Origin of the sequence: Micromonospora sp. WMMA1996 (genome assembly GCF_002573675.1) — a bacterium.
GTDB classification, from domain to species: domain Bacteria; phylum Actinomycetota; class Actinomycetes; order Mycobacteriales; family Micromonosporaceae; genus Micromonospora; species Micromonospora sediminicola.
Map to the genome: position 1 here is coordinate 2258900 of NZ_PDHU01000001.1, position 18237 is coordinate 2277136.

14 protein-coding genes are annotated in these 18237 nt (G+C 75.8%); 8 read left to right on the forward strand and 6 right to left on the reverse strand.

What is annotated here, in order from left to right:
- Positions 1-52 precede the first annotated feature (52 nt).
- Entirely contained in the window at positions 53-703 is a 651-nt protein-coding gene (locus COO58_RS10935; protein WP_091574462.1) for a LysE family translocator, read from the forward strand.
- On the opposite strand, the gene COO58_RS10940 is transcribed toward COO58_RS10935, so the two are convergent.
- Positions 622-2712: a beta-galactosidase gene (locus tag COO58_RS10940; protein WP_098744847.1), complete on the reverse strand. Its 2091-nt coding sequence runs from the start codon at positions 2710-2712 to the stop codon at positions 622-624. The genes COO58_RS10935 and COO58_RS10940 overlap by 82 nt on opposite strands.
- 114 nt (positions 2713-2826) lie before the next feature.
- Here COO58_RS10940 and COO58_RS10945 point away from each other — a divergent pair, with 114 nt between their 5' ends.
- The 4 genes from COO58_RS10945 to COO58_RS10960 all read left to right on the forward strand — a co-directional run bounded on the left by COO58_RS10945 (position 2827) and on the right by COO58_RS10960 (position 10127).
- On the forward strand, positions 2827-5160 hold the full coding sequence (locus COO58_RS10945; RefSeq protein WP_098744849.1) for a TIM-barrel domain-containing protein: 2334 nt from the start codon (positions 2827-2829) through the stop codon (positions 5158-5160).
- Positions 5161-5238: 78 nt separating this feature from the next.
- Complete coding sequence (locus tag COO58_RS10950) at positions 5239-6450, forward strand: ROK family transcriptional regulator (protein WP_098744850.1); 1212 nt, start codon at positions 5239-5241, stop codon at positions 6448-6450.
- Between the two features lie 234 nt (positions 6451-6684).
- Positions 6685-9105: a glycoside hydrolase family 3 C-terminal domain-containing protein gene (locus COO58_RS10955; protein WP_098744852.1), complete on the forward strand. Its 2421-nt coding sequence runs from the start codon at positions 6685-6687 to the stop codon at positions 9103-9105.
- Complete coding sequence (locus COO58_RS10960; protein WP_091574467.1) at positions 9102-10127, forward strand: LacI family DNA-binding transcriptional regulator; 1026 nt, start codon at positions 9102-9104, stop codon at positions 10125-10127. Before COO58_RS10955 ends, COO58_RS10960 begins: the two co-directional genes overlap by 4 nt.
- Positions 10128-10134: 7 nt before the next feature.
- On the opposite strand, the gene COO58_RS10965 is transcribed toward COO58_RS10960, so the two are convergent.
- The 4 genes from COO58_RS10965 to COO58_RS10980 are packed head-to-tail and all read right to left on the reverse strand — an operon-like array spanning position 10135 to position 13486.
- Positions 10135-10644: an NUDIX domain-containing protein gene (locus COO58_RS10965; RefSeq protein ID WP_091577638.1), complete on the reverse strand. Its 510-nt coding sequence runs from the start codon at positions 10642-10644 to the stop codon at positions 10135-10137.
- 10 nt (positions 10645-10654) lie between these two features.
- Positions 10655-11479, reverse strand: coding sequence for an SDR family oxidoreductase (locus tag COO58_RS10970; protein WP_098744853.1), 825 nt, complete (start codon positions 11477-11479; stop codon positions 10655-10657).
- Positions 11476-12786, reverse strand: a complete 1311-nt coding sequence (locus COO58_RS10975) for an NAD(P)/FAD-dependent oxidoreductase (protein ID WP_098744854.1) — start codon at positions 12784-12786, stop codon at positions 11476-11478. Before COO58_RS10975 ends, COO58_RS10970 begins: the two co-directional genes overlap by 4 nt.
- A 55-nt stretch (positions 12787-12841) precedes the next feature.
- On the reverse strand, positions 12842-13486 hold the full coding sequence (locus tag COO58_RS10980; protein WP_098746248.1) for a TetR/AcrR family transcriptional regulator: 645 nt from the start codon (positions 13484-13486) through the stop codon (positions 12842-12844).
- Between the two features lie 76 nt (positions 13487-13562).
- Here COO58_RS10980 and COO58_RS10985 point away from each other — a divergent pair, with 76 nt between their 5' ends.
- From COO58_RS10985 to COO58_RS10995, 3 genes are read left to right on the forward strand one after another with little or no spacing between them, the layout of a single operon-like run.
- Positions 13563-14915, forward strand: a complete 1353-nt coding sequence (locus COO58_RS10985) for an MFS transporter (protein ID WP_091574470.1) — start codon at positions 13563-13565, stop codon at positions 14913-14915.
- 12 nt (positions 14916-14927) lie between these two features.
- Positions 14928-16067: a hypothetical protein gene (locus tag COO58_RS10990; protein ID WP_098744856.1), complete on the forward strand. Its 1140-nt coding sequence runs from the start codon at positions 14928-14930 to the stop codon at positions 16065-16067.
- A 58-nt stretch (positions 16068-16125) separates the two neighbouring features.
- Positions 16126-16716 carry a pyridoxamine 5'-phosphate oxidase family protein gene (locus tag COO58_RS10995; RefSeq protein ID WP_098744857.1) on the forward strand — a complete coding sequence of 197 codons (591 nt, stop codon included), beginning with the start codon at positions 16126-16128 and terminating at the stop codon, positions 16714-16716.
- Positions 16717-16723: 7 nt separating this feature from the next.
- On the opposite strand, the gene COO58_RS11000 is transcribed toward COO58_RS10995, so the two are convergent.
- A complete protein-coding gene (locus COO58_RS11000; protein ID WP_098746250.1) occupies positions 16724-18205 on the reverse strand; it encodes a peptide MFS transporter in 1482 nt (493 codons plus the stop codon).
- Between the last annotated feature and the right edge of the window lie 32 nt (positions 18206-18237).

An 18237-nucleotide genomic window follows, 5' to 3' on the forward strand; every position in this document is an offset into this window, starting at 1 on the left:
GTCACCGCCGGCGGCGTAGGGTCCGGGGCAGGGCCGACGGCGGGAGGGCGACATGGTCACGCTCGGTGCGGTGGTGGGGATCGCCCTGGTGGCGCTCGGTCTGGTGCTCACACCCGGGCCCAACATGGTCTACCTGGTGTCCCGGTCGGTCACCCAGGGCCGGCGGGCCGGCCTCGTGTCGCTGCTCGGGGTGGCGGTCGGGTTCGGCGTCTACCTGGCCGCCGCGGTCGCCGGCATCGCCACCGTCTTCGTGCTGGTGCCGCCGCTCTACACGGCCGTGAAGCTGGCCGGCGCGGCCTACCTGCTCTGGTTGGCGTGGCGCACGCTGCGCCCGGGCGGTCGGTCCGCGTTCACCCCGGCGCCGCTGCCGCCGGACCGGCCCCGACGGCTGTTCACCATGGGTCTGGTCACCAACCTGCTGAATCCGAAGATCGCCATCCTCTACGTGTCGCTGCTGCCGCAGTTCGTGGACCCGTCGCGCGGGCACGTGGCGGTGCAGAGCCTGCTGCTCGGGCTGACCCAGATCGGCATCGCGCTGACCGTGAACGCGCTGATCGTGCTCAGCGCGGGGTCGGTGTCGGCGTTCCTCACCCGCCGGCCGGGCTGGGCCCGCGTCCAGCGTTACGTGATGGGCACGGTGCTGGCCGGGCTCGCGGTGCGCATCGCCGCCGACCGCTCGCGCGCCGCCGTCGCCACCCCCTGAGGCGGTACGCGCTCGCGCAGCACCGCCACGCCGCCCGGCGCGAGGGTGAGCACCTCCGCGACCGGCTCGTCGGTGAGCAGCTCGTGTCCGTCGGTCGCCACCCGCTGCGGCCGGTCGGTGTGGTTGAACAGGTACAGGCGGGTGTGGTCGCCGGCGTGCCGGCGTACCGCCTCGACGCCCGGGGGCGCCTCGGGGCAGGTGGGGCCGACGCCGGCGCGGCGGGCCACGTCGGTGAGCAACCGCCGGTAGGTGTCGTCGTCGGGGCGGGTGGAGACGTACCAGGTGAGGGCGTCGCCGACCCGCTGTCGGGTCACCGCCGGCCGGCCGTCCAGCACCCCGCCGATGTAGGCGGTGACCGGCTCCGCCCCGGTCAGGTGCACCGTCTCCGACCAGATCCGGCCGATCCCGCCGCTGGTCAGCGGCACCCGTTCGTCGTCGGCGAGCGGGTGGAACTCCTCCACCCGCACCCCGAGCAGGTCCCGGTACGCGCCCGGGTAGCCGCCGGGACGCACGCGGGCGTGTTCGTCGGCGACCCCGCTGAGCCAGGTGACCAGCAGGTGCCCGCCGGCGTGGACGTGGCGGCGGACCCAGTCGACGGTGGCGTCGGAGGCCAGGTAGAGCGCGGGGAGCAGGAGCAGCCGGTGCCCGTCGAGCGGGTCGCCGGGGGTCACCAGGTCGACGGTGATGCCGGCGTGCCACAACGCCCGGTGCGCGGCGGCCACCTCGCCCGGGTGGTCGAGGCCGTCGCGGGGCATGCCGGGGTGGCGCAGCGCCCAGCCGCTGGCGGCGTCGTGGGCGATCGCGACGCCCGCCTGCACCGCACCGCAGGCGGTGCCGGCGAGCCGGCCGAGCATGGCGCCGAGCCGGGTGACCTCGCGGAACACCCGGGTGTCCGCGCCGCCGTGCGACACCACCGCGGAGTGGAACCGTTCCGCGCCGCCGGCCGGTGCGCGCCACTGGAAGAACATCACCCCGCCGGAGCCGCGGGCCACGTGCGCGAGGCTGTGCCGGATCATCCGGCCCGGTTCCTTGGTGTGCATGCGGTGGGCGGTGTGGATCTGGCTCGGCGCGCTCTCCACCAGCAGCCACGGCACGGGACGGCCGGCCCCGTGGCGGGCCCAGCCCCGCGCGAGGTCGGCGGCGAGCGCGGTCTGCTCCTCGGCGCCCCGGTCGGTGCGGGACGGGTAGTGGTCGACGGCCACCAGGTCCACCTCCCGCGCCCAGCGGGCGTGGTCGACGGGCACCCAGTTGCCGAGCGCGTAGTTGGTGGTGACCGGCACCGCCGGGTTCGCCGCGCGCAGCAGGTCCCGCTGCGCGGTGTACGCGGACAGCAGCGTGTCGGACCAGAACCGGCGGAAGTCGAGCAGCTGCCCGGGGTTGCCCAGGTACTGCGTGGCGCGGGGCGGGGCGACCTGCGCCCAGTCGGTGTAGTGCTGGCCCCAGAAGCTGGTCACCCAGGCGTCGTTGAGCGCGTCGAGGTCGCCGTACCGGTCGGTGAGCCAGCGGCGGAACGCCGTCTCGACGTGCGCGCAGTGGCAGGTGGTGCCGTACTCGTTGTGCACGTGCCACAGCGCCAGCGCCGGGTGGTGGGCGTACCGGGCGGCCAGCACCTCGGCGATGCTCCGGGCGGCGGTCCGGTAGGCGGGCGCGGCGGCGCAGTAGGTGTCCCGGCTGCCGTGGTGCAGGCGTACCCCGTCGGCGGTGACCGGCAGCGCGTCCGGGTGGGCGAGGGAGAACCAGGGCGGCGGCGAGGCGGTGGGGGTGGCGAGCGCGGCCCGGATGCCGGCGTCCTGCAGCAGGTCCAGCACCCGGTCGAGCCAGTCCAGGGTGTAGCGGCCGGGTGCGGGCTCCAGGCGGGACCAGGCGAACACGCCGACGGTGACGAGGTCGATGCCGGCGGCGCGCATCAGCGCGACGTCCTCGCGCCACACCGTCTGAGGCCACTGCTCCGGGTTCCAGTCGCCGCCGTACCGGAGTCGACCGTCGGCCCACAGTCCTTTAGTTGTCATCAAAGCCAAAGTAAGAACAGGTGAGAGCGAAAGTCAATGCGGTCGCTCATTGACAGTTAGTTGTGGTTCCAAAGAAACTGGCGGAACCGCCCGTGTCGCCGCGAGGAGACGCCCATGCCGTACCGCCCGCCCCTGGTCCCGTTCGAGACGTTCGTGGCCGACCCGCCCGACCTGCCGGTGCGCGCCCCCGGCGAGGAGGGCGCCGACGACGTGCTGCGGGCCGAGGTGGCCGCCACCGACGCGCACGGGGTCACGCTCACCGCCACCTGCGCCTCCGGCCGCACCGTGGTCGCCCGGGTGGAGGCCGCCGGCCACGGCATCCTGCGGGTACGCCTCGCCGACGACCTCGCCGTGCGCAGCCGCTCGGCGCGGGCGCTGCCCCTGGTCCGGCCCGCCCCGCACCCGGCCGTGGTCACCGTCGACGACGCGTACGCGCGCGTGGACGCCGGCGCGGCGGTCGCCGAGGTGCGCCTCGACCCGTGGGGGCTGCGGTTCCTCACCCCGGACGGCCGGCTGCTGCTGGCCGCCGACACCGGCACCCGGGACATCAGCGGCCGGCGGCGCACCCTGCCGTTCGGGCGCTCCACCGTGGACGGTGAGCCGGCCGCCTGGCACGAGAGCTTCGTCGCCCCCGGCGACGAGCGGTTCGTCGGCTTCGGGGAGAAGTTCACGCCGCTGGACAAGCGCGGGCAGCGACCGCTGATGTGGAACTTCGACGCCTTCGGCGGGGAGTCCGACCGGTCGCACAAGAACGTGCCCTTCTACCTCTCCGACCGCGGCTACGGGGTGCTCGTCGACAGCGGCCTGCCGGTGCAGTTCGACGTCTGCGCCAGCACCCACAGCAGCGTGCAGGTGCTCGTCCCGGACGACCTGCTCGACTACTACGTGCTGGCCGGCCCGACCCCGGCGCAGGTGCTCGACCGGCTGGACGCGCTGACCGGCCGGCCCTATCTGCCGCCGCGCTGGGCGTTCGGGGCCTGGATCTCCTCCGGCTTCTTCCCGGACAGCCAGCAGCGGGTGCTGGAGCGGGCCCGGCTGATCCGCGAGCGGGACATCCCCTGCGACGTGCTGCACCTGGACTGCTACTGGCAGGTCGCCGGGCGCTGGTCGGAGCTGCGCTGGGACGAGCGGGCCTTCCCCGACCCGGCCGCAATGCTCAAGGACCTGGCCGAGCAGGGGTTCCGGGTGTGCCTGTGGATGAACCCCTACCTGATGACCGACAGCCCGCTCTACGCCGACGCCGAGGCCGCCGGCTACTTCCTGCGCCGCCCGGACGGCGCCACGTACGTCGCCGACACCTGGCACGGCAGCTATCCGGTCTGCGCCATGGTGGACCTCACCAACCCGGCGGCGGTGCGCTGGTTCCAGGGCCTGCTGCGCCCCCTGCTCGCGCAGGGCGTCGCGGTGTTCAAGACCGACTTCGCCGAGGCGGTGCCCGCCGACGCCGTGGCGCACAACGGCATGACCGGCGTCGAGCTGCACAACGTGTACGCGCTGCTGTTCAACGACGCGGTCGCCGACGTCACCGAGGAGGTGGCCGGGCACCGCACGGTCTGGGCACGCTCGTCGTACCTGGGCGGGCAGCGGCACAGCGCCCAGTGGAGCGGCGACGTCAACGCCACCTGGCCGGGAATGGCCAGCACGCTGCGCGGCGGGCTCTCCCACGGCCTGTCCGGGGTGCCGTTCTGGAGCCACGACACCGGCGGCTTCCACGGCACCCCCGATGCGGACCTGTACGTGCGCTGGACCCAGTTCGGCGCGCTGTCGCCGCTGGTCCGTCTGCACGGCACCACCAGCCGGCTGCCCTGGGACTTCCCGCCGGAGGCGGAACGGCACGCGGTGGCCGCGCTGCGGCTGCGGTACCGGCTGCTGCCGTACCTCTGGTCGGCGGCCGTGGACGCGGCCCGCACCGGCGCGCCGATGCTGCGCGCACTGCTCGTCGACACCCCGGACGACCCCATCGCCTGGACCACCGACCTGCAGTACCGTCTCGGCCGCGACCTGCTGGTCGCGCCGGTGCTCGACCCGTCCGGGGAACGCGCCGTCTACCTGCCGGCCGGCGACGACTGGCTGGACGCGACCACCGGTGAGAGCCACAGCGGCGGCCGACACCTGCGGGTACGCGTGCCGATCGACCGCCTGCCGCTGTACGTGCGACGCGGGGCGCTGGTCCCGGTGACCCCGGCCGCCCCCACCGTCGCCGAGGGGCCGTTCCGCGACGTCACGCTCGTGGCCTGGGGCGGCGCCGACGCCGTCACGGTGGTACGCGACGAGGCCGGCGACACCACGGTCACCGCCAGCCGCGACGGCGACACGCTGCACGTGCGGGTGGACGGTCCGCTGGACGTGCGCGGAGTCTCGGTGGTCGGGGCGGACCCGCCGCGCCGGATCGTGCTCGACGGCGAGACCGTGCCGCCGACCGCGTTCGAGCCGTGGTTCGGGGGCTGACTCCGGCCCTCCGGACCGTCGCCGATTTAGTTTAAGCTGTAGCCGAAACCGGGGCCGGGCGCAGGAGGCGGGCAGTTCGTGATCAGCATCGACCGGCCGTCACGGACGGCCGACCTGGGCGACGTACGGGTGGCCAACCGGGCCGCGGTGCTGCGGCACGTCCGGCTGCACGCCCCCTGCTCCCGGGCCGACGTCGCCGCCCGCACCGGGCTGAACAAGGCCACCGTCTCCAGCCTGGTCGGCGAGCTGATCGAGCACGGTCTGCTGCGCGAGACCGGACTGACCGAGAACCGGGTGGGCCGCCCGGCGACCATGCTCGTGCTCGACGGCTCCCGCTACGTCGGGCTCGGCCTGCGCATCGGCGCCGACGAACTGGTCGTGGTCGCCGTCGACGTGGCCGGCGAACGGGTCCTCACCTGGCGGCGGGCGTTCGCCGCCGCCACCGCCGGCCCGGACGAGACCGTGGCGGCGCTCGCCGCGCTGGCCCGCCGGGCGATCAACCGGGTCACCGGCACGGGCCGCACCGTGCTGGGCCTCACCGTGGGCGTGCCCGGCCCGGTGGACGCCGACGGCGTGGTGCCGGCGGCGCCGGTACTGGGCTGGCGCGGTGTGCCGCTCGCCGCCGCGCTGCGTCGCGCCCTGCGCGACCCGGGTTTCCCGATCGGCGTCGACACCGACGCCAACCTCGCCGTCTCGGCCGAGCTGCGACACGGTCCGTACGCCGGCACGGCCGACCTGGTGCACCTCACCGGCGGGCCGACCGCCGGGGTGGTCAGCGGCGGGCGGCTGCTGCGTGGCGGCCGGGGCTTCGCCGGCGAGATCGGCCACCTGCCGGTGCTGCCGGACGGGCCCGCGTGCGGGTGCGGTCGTCGGGGTTGTCTCGCCGCGCTCGTCGGCGTGGACGCCGTGGTGCGCCGCCTGCTGCCGGACGCCTTGCAGGACGGTCCGGTCACCGACCACCTGCCGGAGATCGAGCGGATCCAGGCGCTCGCCCGCGCCGGGAACGACCCGGTGCGGACCGGGCTCACCGAGGTCGGCCGGCAGCTCGGGCGGGCGGTGTGCGTCCTGGTCGACCTGCTCGACCCGGAGGTCGTCGTGCTGGGTGGGCACCTGGCCGCGCTCGCGCCGTGGCTGCTGCCGGCCGTCCGCGCCGAACTCGCCGACCGGACCCTGGCACCGCCGCCGGTGGTCCGGGTCGAGGCCAGCACGCTGGGCTCGGAGGCCAGCGCCCTCGGCGGCGCCACCGCCGCACTGGCCACCGTGGAGGCCGGGCACCTGCCCGCCGCCTGACCCCTTGACCGCGCCCGCGCGGGGTGCCAACCTCGGTAACGCCGTCACCGCGACCGGGCAACCCGGTGCCGGCGTGTTTTTCGGCGGTCGTCGAAGCGCTTCACCACCGCTCCGGGCCGACGCCGCCGCCCGACCACCACCCCCCTTTCCGCGTGCGCGCCGCCGTCTCCCGGCCCGGTTGTCGAAGCGCTTCGACACACCGGGGTGCCGCACGCTTCCCCGGAGGCGCCCGCCATGACCGATCCCGTCGCACCCCGTCCCGACGACCTGCTGGCCCGGCTCACCCTGCCGGAGAAGCTCGGCCTGCTGCACCAGTGGCAGGCGCCGGTCCCCCGGCTCGGCCTACCGGCGTTCCGCACCGGCACCGAGGCGCTGCACGGGGTGGCCTGGCTCGGCGAGGCCACCGTCTTCCCGCAGGCGATCGGGCTGGCGAGCAGCTGGAACCCGGACCTGATCCGGGCGGTCGGCGCCGCCGTCGGCGACGAGGTCCGGGCCAAACACCAGGCGGACCCGGGTCGGGTCGGGCTCAACGTGTGGGCCCCGGTGGTCAACCCGCTGCGCGACCCCCGGTGGGGCCGCAACGAGGAGGGCTGGTCCGAGGACCCGTGGCTGACCGGCCGCCTGGCCACCGCCTACGCCCGCGGGCTGCGCGGCGACCACCCCACCCGGCTGCGGACCGCGCCGACACTCAAGCACTTCCTCGGCTACAACAACGAGACCGACCGGGCGGTCACCTCCAGCGACCTGCCGCCGCGCGTGCTGCACGAGTACGAGCTGCCGGCGTTCCGCGCCCCGCTGGCCGCCGGGGCGGCGGTGGCCGTGATGGCGTCGTACAACCTGGTCGACGGTGTGCCGGCGCACCTGAGCCCGCTCATCGACGGGGAGCTGCGCGGCTGGGCCGACGACGAGGTGCTGGTGGTCGGCGACGCGGGCGCGGTCGGCAACATCGCCGGCGTGCAGGCGTACCTGCCCGACCACGTCACCGGGTTCGCCGCCGCGCTGCGCGCCGGGATCGACAGCTTCACCGAGGACGACGACGACCCCGGCCCCACGGTGGCCCGGTTCACCGAGGCCCTGGCGCGCGGGCTCGTCACCGAGTCCGACGTGGACCGCGCGGTCCGGCGGATCCTGTCGGTGCGCACGCGCCTGGGTGACCTGGACCCGCCCGGCCACGACCCGTACGCCGGGGTGCCGGCCGACGTGGTGAACTGCCCCGCGCACCAGGAACTCGCCCGGGAGGCCGCCCGCCAGTCGGTCGTGCTGCTGCGCAACGACGGTCTGCTGCCGCTGGCACCGGACACCCGGGTCGCGGTGCTCGGCCCACTCGCCGACACCGTGCTCACCGACTGGTACAGCGGCACGCCGCCGTACGTGGTGAGCGCGTACCGGGGGCTGCTCGGCCGGCTGCCCGACGTGCGCACCCACTGCGGCGCGGACCGGATCACGTTACGCGTCGGCGAACGGGCCGTGCGGTGCGTCGACGGCGCACCGCTGACCCTCGGCGACGGCGCACCGACGGAGTTCGACGTGGTCGACTGGGGGCAGGGCGTGGTGGCACTGCGCGTGGCCCACCACGGCCGGTACGTCGGCGCCCAGGACTCCGGCACGCTGGTCGACGACCGTACAGGCCCGGGCGGCTGGGTGGTCCGGGAGACGTTCCGCCTGCGCCACCGGCCCGACGGCACCGCGCTGCTGCACCACCTGGCCACCGGCCGGCACGTCGGTGTCGACCCGGACGGCCGCCTGCGCGTCGACACCGGCGACCCGGCCGGGTTCACCGTCGACCTGGTCGTCGACGGGGCCGCCGAGGCCGCCGCGCTGGCCGCCGCCGCCGACGTGGCGCTGGTGGTGCTCGGCAACCATCCGATGGTCAACGGGCGGGAGACCGAGGACCGGGCCGACCTGGCGTTGCCGTCCGGCCAGCAGGACCTGCTGCGCGCCGTGCGGGCGGCGAACCCGCGTACCGTGCTGGTGCTGACCAGCAGCTACCCGTACGCGGTGGGCGGGGCGCGGGAACACCTGCCGGCGGTGCTGTGGAGCGCCCACGGTGGACAGGAACACGGCAACGGGCTGGCCGACGTGCTGCTCGGCGCCGCCGACCCGGGCGGCCGGCTCACCCAGACCTGGTACGCCGACACCGCCGAGCTGCCCGACCTGCTCGACTACGACGTCATCGGCGCCGACGCCACCTACCTCTACCACCGGGGCGAGCCGCTGTACCCGTTCGGGCACGGGCTCAGCTATGCCGCGTTCGACTACGCTGACCTCCGGCTGAGCACCGCCACGGCGCACGCCGGCGAGGAGGTGCAGGTGAGCGTCGAGGTCACCAACACGGGCCGCCACCCGGGCACCGAGGTGGTGCAGCTCTACACCCGGCAGCGTCGTTCCCGGGTCAAGCAGCCGCTGCGGCAGCTGCGCGACTTCGCCCGGGTCACCCTCGACCCGGGGTGCGCGGCCCGGGTGACGCTGCGGCTGCGTACCGCCGATCTGGCCTGGTGGGACGAGAACCGCGCCGCGACGGTGGTGGAGGACGCCGTCCACTCGGTGCTGGTCGGCCGGTCCGCCCGGGACGTGCGGCTGGTCGGCGCGCTCGCCGTCACCGGCGGCGACGCCGCGCCGGTGACCACCGACGGGCGGTCGGGGGCCGCCTGGTGACCGGCCGGGTCGCCGGTGACCAGGTCACCATCGCCGACGTGGCCCGCCACGCCGGGGTCGCCGCCAGCACCGTGTCGTACGTGCTCAGCGGCAAGCGCGCCATCTCGGCGACGACCCGGGGCCGGGTGCTGGCCAGTGTCCGCGCGCTGGGCTACCACCCCAACGCCGGGGCGCGGGCGCTGGCCAGCCGCCGCGCCAACGTGATCGCCCTGGTGCTGCCGCTGCGCACCGGCATGCAGGTGCCGGTGGTGATGCGGTTCGCCACCGCGGTGGTCACCACCGCCCGCCGCCACGACCACGACGTGCTGCTGGTGACCGCCGACGAAGGGCCGGCCGGGCTGCACCGGATCGCCGGCAGCGCGTTGGTCGACGGCGTCCTGCTGATGGACGTGGAGCTGGAGGACTCCCGGGTGCCGTTGCTGCGGGAGCTGGCGCTGCCCGGCGTGCTGATCGGGCACCCGACCGACAGCAGCGGGCTGGCCTGCGTGGACCTGGACTTCCGGCGGGCCGGGGAGCTGTGCGTGGAGCACCTGGCCGGCGCGGGGCACCGGCGGATCGCGTTGCTCGGCGCGCCGGCCGCCGTCTACGACCGGGGCACCGGCTTCGCCCACCGGACCCGGGCCGGGGTGCTGGCCGCCGCCGACCGGCTCGGCGTCGACGCGGTGGCCCGGCCCTGCGAGGAGGGACCGGCGGCGGTCCGGCGGGACCTGGAGGCGCTGCTGGCCGACCACCCCGACGTCACCGGGCTGGTGGTGCAGAACGAGTCGGCCGTCGGGCCGGTGCTGTCGGCGTTGCCACTGCTGGGCCGGCGGGTGCCGCGGGACGTCTCGGTGGTCGCGGTGTGCCCCGACGAGCTGGCCGAGCAGTTCGGGCTGACCGGCGTGCCGGTGCCCGCCGAGGAGGTCGGCCGGCAGGCGGTGACGCTGCTGATGCGGCGGCTGCGTGACGAGCCGGTGCCGGAGGTGACCCTGCTGGAACCCCGGCTGACCGTGCGCGACACCAGCGGCCGACCCGGTCGGTGAGGACCGGTCAGAGGCTGTCCGGGCGGCGCAGCGCCGGATGCTGCTCGCCCGGGGCCGCGTACCAGGGTGGGGCGTCGTCGTCGAGCGCGGTGCCGATCCGCAGCCGCGACCAGTCGTCCAGCTCGGGCAGCGCGTCCGGGGCGAACCAGGCCACCGCCAGGGACTCGTCCCCGTCGGCGGTGGCGGTGCCGCCCACGGCCCGGCAGCGGAACCAGATGTTGAGGTATTCGCAGGCGTCGCCGTTGGGATAGACCACCGGGTGGGTGGCCACGCCGGCCAGCCGCTCGATCGTCACCTCGACGCCGGTCTCCTCGCGCACCTCGCGCACCAGCGCGTCGGCGGGCTGCTCGCCCGGGTCCACGGTGCCGGCGGGCACCGACCAGCGGCCGTTGTCCCCGCGGCGGGCCAGCAGCACCCGCCCCGCGTCGTCGGTCACCACGCCGCTGACCCCGTAGAGCATGAGCAGGTCGTGGCCGACGTGCCGGCGCAGCCGGGCGATGTAGGGCGACACGGGCATGGCGAGCAGGCTACCCGCGTGCCTGGCGGTGCCGCCGCACCATCCCGGCGGCCAGCGCCGCGCCGTCCAGGTCACCGGCGGCGACGCGCCCGGCGACGGTACGCCGCACCAGCCGGTCGGCCAGCGCCGGCGCGTGCCGGGCCAGGGCCAGCTCGACCCGGCCGCGTCGGGTGGTGGCGACGTCGCGGGGTGCGCGCCGGGCGGCGGCGGCGCGCAGGATCGCCGCGACCACGCCCTCGACCGGCTCGGGTCGGGACACCCCGCTCAGCGACAGTCCGGCCGCGACGGTGCTGTCGTGGATCGGGGAGGCGACCATGCTGGGGTAGACGACGCTGACCCCGACGTGCGTGCCGACCTCGTGGCGCAGCGCGTCGGCGTACGCGACCAGGGCCCGCTTGCTCACCCCGTACGCGGCGGCGAGGGGCAGCGGCAGCACCGCCATCCGGCTGGCCACGAAGATCACCCGGCCGCGGGCGGCCTCCAGGGCCGGCATCGCCGCGGCCGTGGTCCGCCAGGCGGCCAGCAGGTTCACCTCGATCTGCCGGCGCACCACCTCGTCGGGGGGCAGCTCGGCGGGGGCGGGACCGCCGACGCCGGCGTTGTTGACCAGCAGGTCCAGCCCGCCGAGCCGGTCCACGGCGGCGGCCACGGCGGTCGGCGTGGCGGCCGGGTCGGTCAGGTCGGCCCCGAGCACCGGTGGCGTCGCGTCGGTGTCGGCGTGCAGATCCAGCCCGACCACCTGGGCGCCGGCGTCGGTCAGCGCGGCGCCCAGGCGGCGACCGAACGTGCCGCGCGCGCCGGTGACCAGCACCCGCCGGCCGGCGAGCGCGCTCACCGCGTCGCTCCGGCCCGCCGGCGCCCGGCGGCCAGTTCCTGGCGCAGCTCGGCCAGGTACGCGTCGAAGTCCACCCGCATGTGTGGCCGGCGTTGCCCCCAGCGGGCGGTGGCGGCGCGCAGCTCGGCGCGGCAGGCGGCGGCCTGGCGGTCCGGCTCCGGCGGCGCCCAGGTGCCGGCCAGCCGGGCGGCGACGAGCCGGGCCTGCGCCTCGACCAGCGGGAACGCCGCTCCGGTGGACTGCATGAGCCCGACGAACGCCAGGCCGGGGGCGTCCAGGTGGAACACGTGCCGGTACAGCGGCAGCCGGTCCGCGCCGTCGCCGAGCAGCGCCGGGTCGAGGAACGGCACCTCCACCCGGTAGCCGGTGCACCAGATCACCAGGTCCACCTCGTCGACGCGGCCGTCGGTGAACTCGACCCGGTCGCCGGCGAAGCGGGCGATGCCGGGGCGGGCCTGGACGTCGCCGTGGGTGAGCCGGGACAGCAGCGTGTCGGAGAGCGTCGGGTGGTCCTGGAGGAAGCCGTGCTCCGGGGCGGGCAGCCCGTAGCGGGCGGGCGGGCCGACGGTGGCGGTGAGCATGGTCTGGCTGATCCGCTGGCGCAGCCGCCAGGGCAGCCGGCGGGCCAGCGCGCCGTTGAGCGTGTCCGACGGGCGGCCGAGCAGGTACTTGGGCACGACCCAGACGCCGCGGCGCAGCGACAGCAACGTCCGGGTGGCGGCGTACGAGGCGTCGACGGCGATGTCCATGGCGGAGTTGCCGCCGCCGACCACCAGGACCCGGCGGCCGGCGAGCTGCTCGGGTCCACGGTAGTCGTGGCTGTGCATCTGCTGCGCGGCGCATTCGCCGGGATAGGGCGCGGGCCGGTTCGGCACCCGGTTGTGCCCGTTGGCGACCACGACCGCCTCGACGTCGACGGTCACCGGGCCGTCCGGGCCGGTCGCGTGCACCCGCCAGCCGTCGCCGGCGGCGGTGACCCGGTCGACGGTGTGCCGCAGCCGCACCGCGTCGCGCAGGCCGAACCGGTCGGCGTAGTCGCCGAGGTAGCCGGCGACGCGGGTGTGGTCGGGGTAGTCGGGCCAGTCGGCGGGCATCGGGTGGTCGGCGAACTCGGTGCGCCCCCGGCTGGTGTTGAGGTGCAGCGTCCGGTACGCCGGCGAGCCGGGCGCGCCGTAGACCCAGAGGCCGCCGAGGGTGTCGGCGGTCTCGAACGCGACCGCCGGCACGCCGGCGTCGCCGAGCGCCTTGAGCGTGGCCAGTCCGGCCGCGCCGGCGCCGACGACCGCGACCCGGGGTGGTGCCGACATGCCCGCCTCCTTTTATCCAACGACTGCTGGATAATCCCCGGTGGGCGGGACGCCGTCAAGGGGTGGCCGGTGGGTAGAGCCCGTCGAGCAGGCGGTGCACGAACGTCCGGAACTCACGCCGCTCCCGCGCTGCGGAGCCGGAGCGCGCGGCGAGCGCCACCACGTGCCCGTGCACCGCCCAGACCAGGCTGCGCACGGTCACGTGCGGTGCCGGCTCGACCAGCGCCCCGGCCCCCGCCGCGGCGGCGAGCAGGCGCTCGACCTGCGCGTACAGCGGCGCGGAGTAACGCCGGTCCAGCTCCGCGTGCCGCTGCGGCTCCAGCCAGCGGCGCAGCCACAGCGCGGTGGTCTCCGGCCGGTCCTCCAGGAAGTCGACGAACACGTCGACCAGTTCGTGCAGCGCGCGCAGCGCCTGACCCGGGCCGGCGGTCAGGGCCTCGGCCGCGCGCTGCCCGGCCGCCTCCAGGACCTCGCGCTCGGCGCTGAACACCCGGGCGAAGCAGGCGTCGTAGAGCTGCGCCTTGGTGCCGGTGTGGTGGGCCACGGTGGCCACGTCGACGCCGGCCGCGGCGGCCACGTCCCGGACGCTGACCGCGTCGAACCCGCGCTCGGCGAACAACGCGGTCGCGGCGGCGAGCACGAGGTCGTGGGTCGGTCGCTGGTCGTCGCGGCGGGGGCGGCCCGGCCGCCGGCGGGGCATGGTCATCCGGCCATTGTTCCCCCTACAATCCAGCATCCGTTGGATTGGGGCGGCGCGCCCCGGGACAGGAGACCGCATGACCGGGCTGGACCAGCGGCGCGACGACGCCGTCGCCCTGCCACGCGGACCGCTGGTCGGGTTCGCCGCCGGCTCGCTCGGCATGGGTGTCTGGGTGACCGTGCCGGGGCTGCTGCTGCTCTACTTCCTCACCGACGTCCTCGCGGTCGCACCATGGCTGGCCGGGCTGACCCTGCTGCTGCCGAAGATCGCCGACGTGCTGCTGCACCCGTGGATCGGGCACCGCTGCGACGTCGAGCAGGCCCGCCGGGGTCACCGCCGGCGGCTGCTGCTGGCCGGCTGCGCGTTGCCGGTGGCGTTCGCCGCGCTGTTCGCCGTGCCCGGCCACCTCACCGGCGCGGCCGCCGCGGGCTGGGTGGCGGTGTTCTTCGTGGCCGGCAATCTGCTGTTCGCCGCCTACCAGGTGCCCTACCTGGCCACCCCGGCCGACCTGCGGATCGGCTACCACGAGCGGACCCGGCTGATGGCGTTCCGGATGGTGGTGCTGACCCTCGGCATCCTGGTCTCCGGGCTGCTGGCGCCGCTGCTGACCGGCGGCGACGACGCCACCCGCGCCGGTTACCTGAAGATGGCCGTGGTGCTGGCGGCCGGGATGCTCGCCGCGATGGCGGTCGGCGTGGTCGGGATCGACCGGCTGCGTCGTACCGCCGCCGCCCCGGCGGCCCCGCACGGCGCCGGCGGGTGGCGGACGCTGGCGGCCAGCCTGCGCGACCGGCAGTTCCGCGCGCTGGTCGGCGCCTACCTGGCCATGTCGACAACCACCCACCTGGTCCTGGCCGGGGTGCCCTACTACGCCGAGTACGAGCTGGGCCGCCCCGGGCTCACCACGGTGCTCGTCGCCGCGTTCGTCGCGCCGGCGCTGCTGGTCACGCCCGCCTGGCTGGCGTTGGCCCGCCGGGTCGGCAAGCAGCGCGCGCTGCTCGCCGGGCAGGCCGCGTTCGCCGCCGGGTCGCTGGTGCTGGCGGTCGGGCGGCCCGCGGGGCTGCCGGTGCTGGTCGCCGCCGTGGCGGTGCTCGGGGTGGCGTTCGCCGGCATGCAGCTGCTGCCGTTCTCCATGCTGCCCGATGTGATCCGCGCCGCCGGCACCGAGCGGGCCGGCACGTACACCGGGGTGTGGACCGCGACCGAGGCCACCGGCGCGGCGCTGGGCCCCTACGCGTACGCGTTGTGCCTGGCCGCCGGCGGGTTCGTCGCGTCCTCGGCCGGGCAGACGGTGACCCAGTCCTCGGCGGCGCTGGACGCGCTGCGCTGGGGCTTCGGTCTGCTGCCCGCCGCGGTGATGGTGGTTGCGGTGCTGGTGCAACGCCGCTACACCCTCGACGGCGCGGCCCGCGCCGGGACCGGCCACTAGACTTCGCCCCCGATGGACGTCGAGCCCGCCACCGAGACCCGCCCCTGCGCCCACTGTGGGCGGGAGGTGCCGCAGCGCTTCGGCGCGGGCCGCCCGTTCCGTTACTGCCGGGACAACGACGGCGCCTGCCAGCGCGCCGCCCGCAACTCGCGCATGCGCCACCGCAACTCCCCCGGCCTGCCCGGGCAGGTGGCACGCACCTGGGAGGCGGTGGACCGGCTCGACCAGATCGTGGAGACGCTCAGCGAGGCGTTGCACGCCGAGCTGTCCCCGGCCGGGGTGGAGCGGCAGCTCGCCGAGCTGCGCGCGCAGACGGCCGCGCAGGTCGCCGCTGCGCACGCCGAACGCGACGAGGCCCGCCGCGACGCCGAGGACGCCGCCGCGGCGGCCACCCGCGACCGGCAGGACGCGCGCGCCGCACACGCCGAACGCGACGCCGCCCGGGACCGGGCCGACCGCGCCGAGACGACCGCCACCGCCGCCGCCGAGCGGGTCGCCGATGCCGAGGCCGCCCGGGACAGCGCCCGCGCCGAGGCGGGCGCCGCCCAGGCGCTGCGGGTGCAGGCCGAGCGGGACCGCGACGCCGCCCGCCACGAGCTGCGCACCGTGCGGGCCGAACGCGACGGCGAGCGGCAGCGGGTCGCCGAGCTGACCGCCGAACGGGACACCGCCCGCGCCGACGCGGAGCGGGCCATCCGCTCGGCCGCCGAGGCCCTCGACCGGGCCGAGCGGTCCCGCGCGGACGCGCAGGCCGCCGCCGCCCGGGCCGTCGAGGCCGAGCAGGCGGCGCGGGCCGCCGCGCAGCGGGCCGACGCCGAGGCCGCCGCCGCGCGGCAGGCTCTCGTCGCGCGGGACCGCGCCGGCGCGGCCCGGGCCGAGGCCGAGGCGGCGGTGGAGCGACTGCGCGCCGAGGTGGCCGCCGCGGCGCAGCAGGCCGCCGCCCGTACCGCCGAGCGGGACGGGCTGGCCGCGGAGCTGGCCGACGCGCGGCGGGCCGCGAGCGCCGCCGAGGCCCGGGCGGGTGACCTGGCCGCCCGCACGGCCGCGGCCGAGGCCGAGCGGGACGCCGCGCAGCGGCGCGCCGGGCAGCTCGCCGACCAGGTCAGCGACCTGGCCACGGCCCTGGCCCGGCTCGGCACGCGCACCGGCTGACCGGCCACGGGCTGGGACGGGACAGCGCCACACCCCGCTGCCCGGGGAGGATCGGGGCATGGGAAAGACGTACGAGCGCATCGACGGCCGGCTGCGGGCCTTCATCGAGGCGCAGCCGATGTTCTTCGTGGCCACCGCCCCGCTGTCCGGCGACGGCACCGTCAACCTCTCCCCCAAGGGCCTGCGCGGTTGCCTGGCGGTGCTCGACGAGCACACCGTGGCCTACCTCGACTTCGCCGGCAGCAACGCCGAGACCATCGCCCACCTGCGGGAGAACGGCCGGGTGACGCTGATGTGGTGCGCGTTCGCCGGGCCGCCGACCATCGTGCGGGTGCACGGGCGCGGTGAGCCGGTGTTCCGCGACGACCCGCGCTGGCCCGACCTGCTGCGGCACTTCCCGGACATCGACCCGAGCCCGCACGGGCTGCGGGCGGTGATCGTGGTGCGGGCCGAGCTGATCCGCGACACCTGCGGCTACACCGTGCCGCTGATGAGCTACGACACCGACCGGGACCTGCACGGGCGGCGGTTCGCCCGGGAGGACGACGCGTCGCTGAGCGCCTACTTCGCCGGCAAGGAGCACGTGGCGACCAGCATCGACGGGCTGCCCGGCCTGCCGCTGCCGTTGCCGCCCGTGCCGGCGGGGTGAGCGGCGGTCAGTGGATGCCGGCCATCAGGCCCCGGATCTGGCGGGTGAACATCACCGCGGCCAGGCCCAGCACCACCGAGGCCAGCCCGAAGGTCAGGAAGTAGGTCGCCTGCGACCAGCTGTCCGCCAGCCGGGCCACCTGACCGCCGATGGCGTCGCCGACGGCGGTGGCGAGGAACCACAGGCCCAGCATCTGGCTGGCGTACTTGACCGGGGCCAGCTTCGTGGTGGCCGACAGGCCCACCGGGCTCAGCGACAGCTCACCGGCGACCTGGATCGCGTACACGGCGACCAGCCACCACGGCGAGACCAGGTCGCCGCCGACGGCGGCCTGGGCGGCGGCGGCCATCAGCACGAACGACAGGCCGTTGAGCACCAGGCCGACGGCGAACTTCGTCGGCGTGGACACCCGGTGGCCGAGCTTGAGCCACAGCCACGCGGCCAGCGGCGCGCCGATGATGATGAGGATCGGGTTGACCGACTGCAACCAGGACGCCGGGAAGGTGAAGCCGCCGACGTTCCGGTCGGTCCGGTCGGCGGCGAAGATGTTCAGCACCGACCCGGCCTGGTCGTAGATCAGCCAGAACGACGCGGCGAAGACGAACAGCCAGACGTAGGCCTTCATCCGGCTGCGTTCGGTGTCGCTGATCTCCCGGTCGGTGAGGATCCGCGCGAAGTAGGCGACGGTCACCAGCACGGTGACCACGGTGAGCAGGTTGACCACCGTGTCGACGGTGAACCAGCCGGTCAGCAGCAGCGCGAGCAGCACCACCAGCACCACGGCGGTGGCCACGCCGACGCGGGTCAGCGCCCGCCGCCGGTCGGCGCCGAGCAGCGGGTCGGCCGGCCGGGCGCCGGCGTCGCCGAGGTTGCGCCGCCCGGCCACGTACTGGATCACGCCGAAGGTCATGCCGATGGCGGCGGCGCCGAACCCGAGATGCCAGTTGATCTTCTCGCCGAGGAAGCCGGTGATCAGCGGGGCGATGAACGCGCCCAGGTTGATGCCCATGTAGAAGATGGAGAACCCGGCGTCGCGGCGGGGTGAGTCCCGCTCGTAGAGGTCGCCGACCATGGTGGAGATGTTCGGCTTGAGCAGGCCGGTGCCGAGCACGATCAGCGTCATGCCGGCGAACACGCTCCACCCGGTGGGGATCGCCATCACGTAGTGGCCGGCGGCGATGACCACACCGCCCCACAGCACGCTGCGCCGCGCGCCGATGAGCCGGTCGGCGACCCAGCCGCCGGGCAGCGCCATCAGGTAGACCATCGCGTTGTAGGTGCCGTAGACGGCGTTGGCGCTGGACTCGCCGATGCCGAGCCCACCGTCGGCGACCGCGGCGGTCAGGTAGAGCACCAGGATGGCGCGCATGCCGTAGAAGCTGAACCGCTCCCACATCTCGGTGAGGAAGAGGGTGGACAGCGCCCGTGGGTGACCGAAGAAGGTCTTCCCGGCGGGCGGTCGTGCGCCGACCGGCGCGTCACTGGTCATCGTCACCTCCGGCACGCATGCGGGTGGGTAAC

Bases quoted from the DNA above. Each gene is read 5' to 3' on its own strand.
- COO58_RS10945 (WP_098744849.1), top strand. From the start codon at position 2,827: ATGCCGTACCGCCCGCCCCTGGTCCCGTTCGAGACGTTCGTGGCCGAC.
- COO58_RS10975 (WP_098744854.1), bottom strand. From the start codon at position 12,786: ATGTCGGCACCACCCCGGGTCGCGGTCGTCGGCGCCGGCGCGGCCGGA.
- COO58_RS11000 (WP_098746250.1), bottom strand. From the start codon at position 18,205: ATGACCAGTGACGCGCCGGTCGGCGCACGACCGCCCGCCGGGAAGACC.
- COO58_RS10980 (WP_098746248.1), bottom strand. From the start codon at position 13,486: ATGCCCCGCCGGCGGCCGGGCCGCCCCCGCCGCGACGACCAGCGACCG.
- COO58_RS10940 (WP_098744847.1), bottom strand. From the start codon at position 2,712: ATGACAACTAAAGGACTGTGGGCCGACGGTCGACTCCGGTACGGCGGC.
- COO58_RS10965 (WP_091577638.1), bottom strand. From the start codon at position 10,644: ATGCCCGTGTCGCCCTACATCGCCCGGCTGCGCCGGCACGTCGGCCAC.
- COO58_RS10935 (WP_091574462.1), top strand. From the start codon at position 53: ATGGTCACGCTCGGTGCGGTGGTGGGGATCGCCCTGGTGGCGCTCGGT.
- COO58_RS10995 (WP_098744857.1), top strand. From the start codon at position 16,126: ATGGGAAAGACGTACGAGCGCATCGACGGCCGGCTGCGGGCCTTCATC.
- COO58_RS10985 (WP_091574470.1), top strand. From the start codon at position 13,563: ATGACCGGGCTGGACCAGCGGCGCGACGACGCCGTCGCCCTGCCACGC.
- COO58_RS10955 (WP_098744852.1), top strand. From the start codon at position 6,685: ATGACCGATCCCGTCGCACCCCGTCCCGACGACCTGCTGGCCCGGCTC.
- COO58_RS10990 (WP_098744856.1), top strand. From the start codon at position 14,928: ATGGACGTCGAGCCCGCCACCGAGACCCGCCCCTGCGCCCACTGTGGG.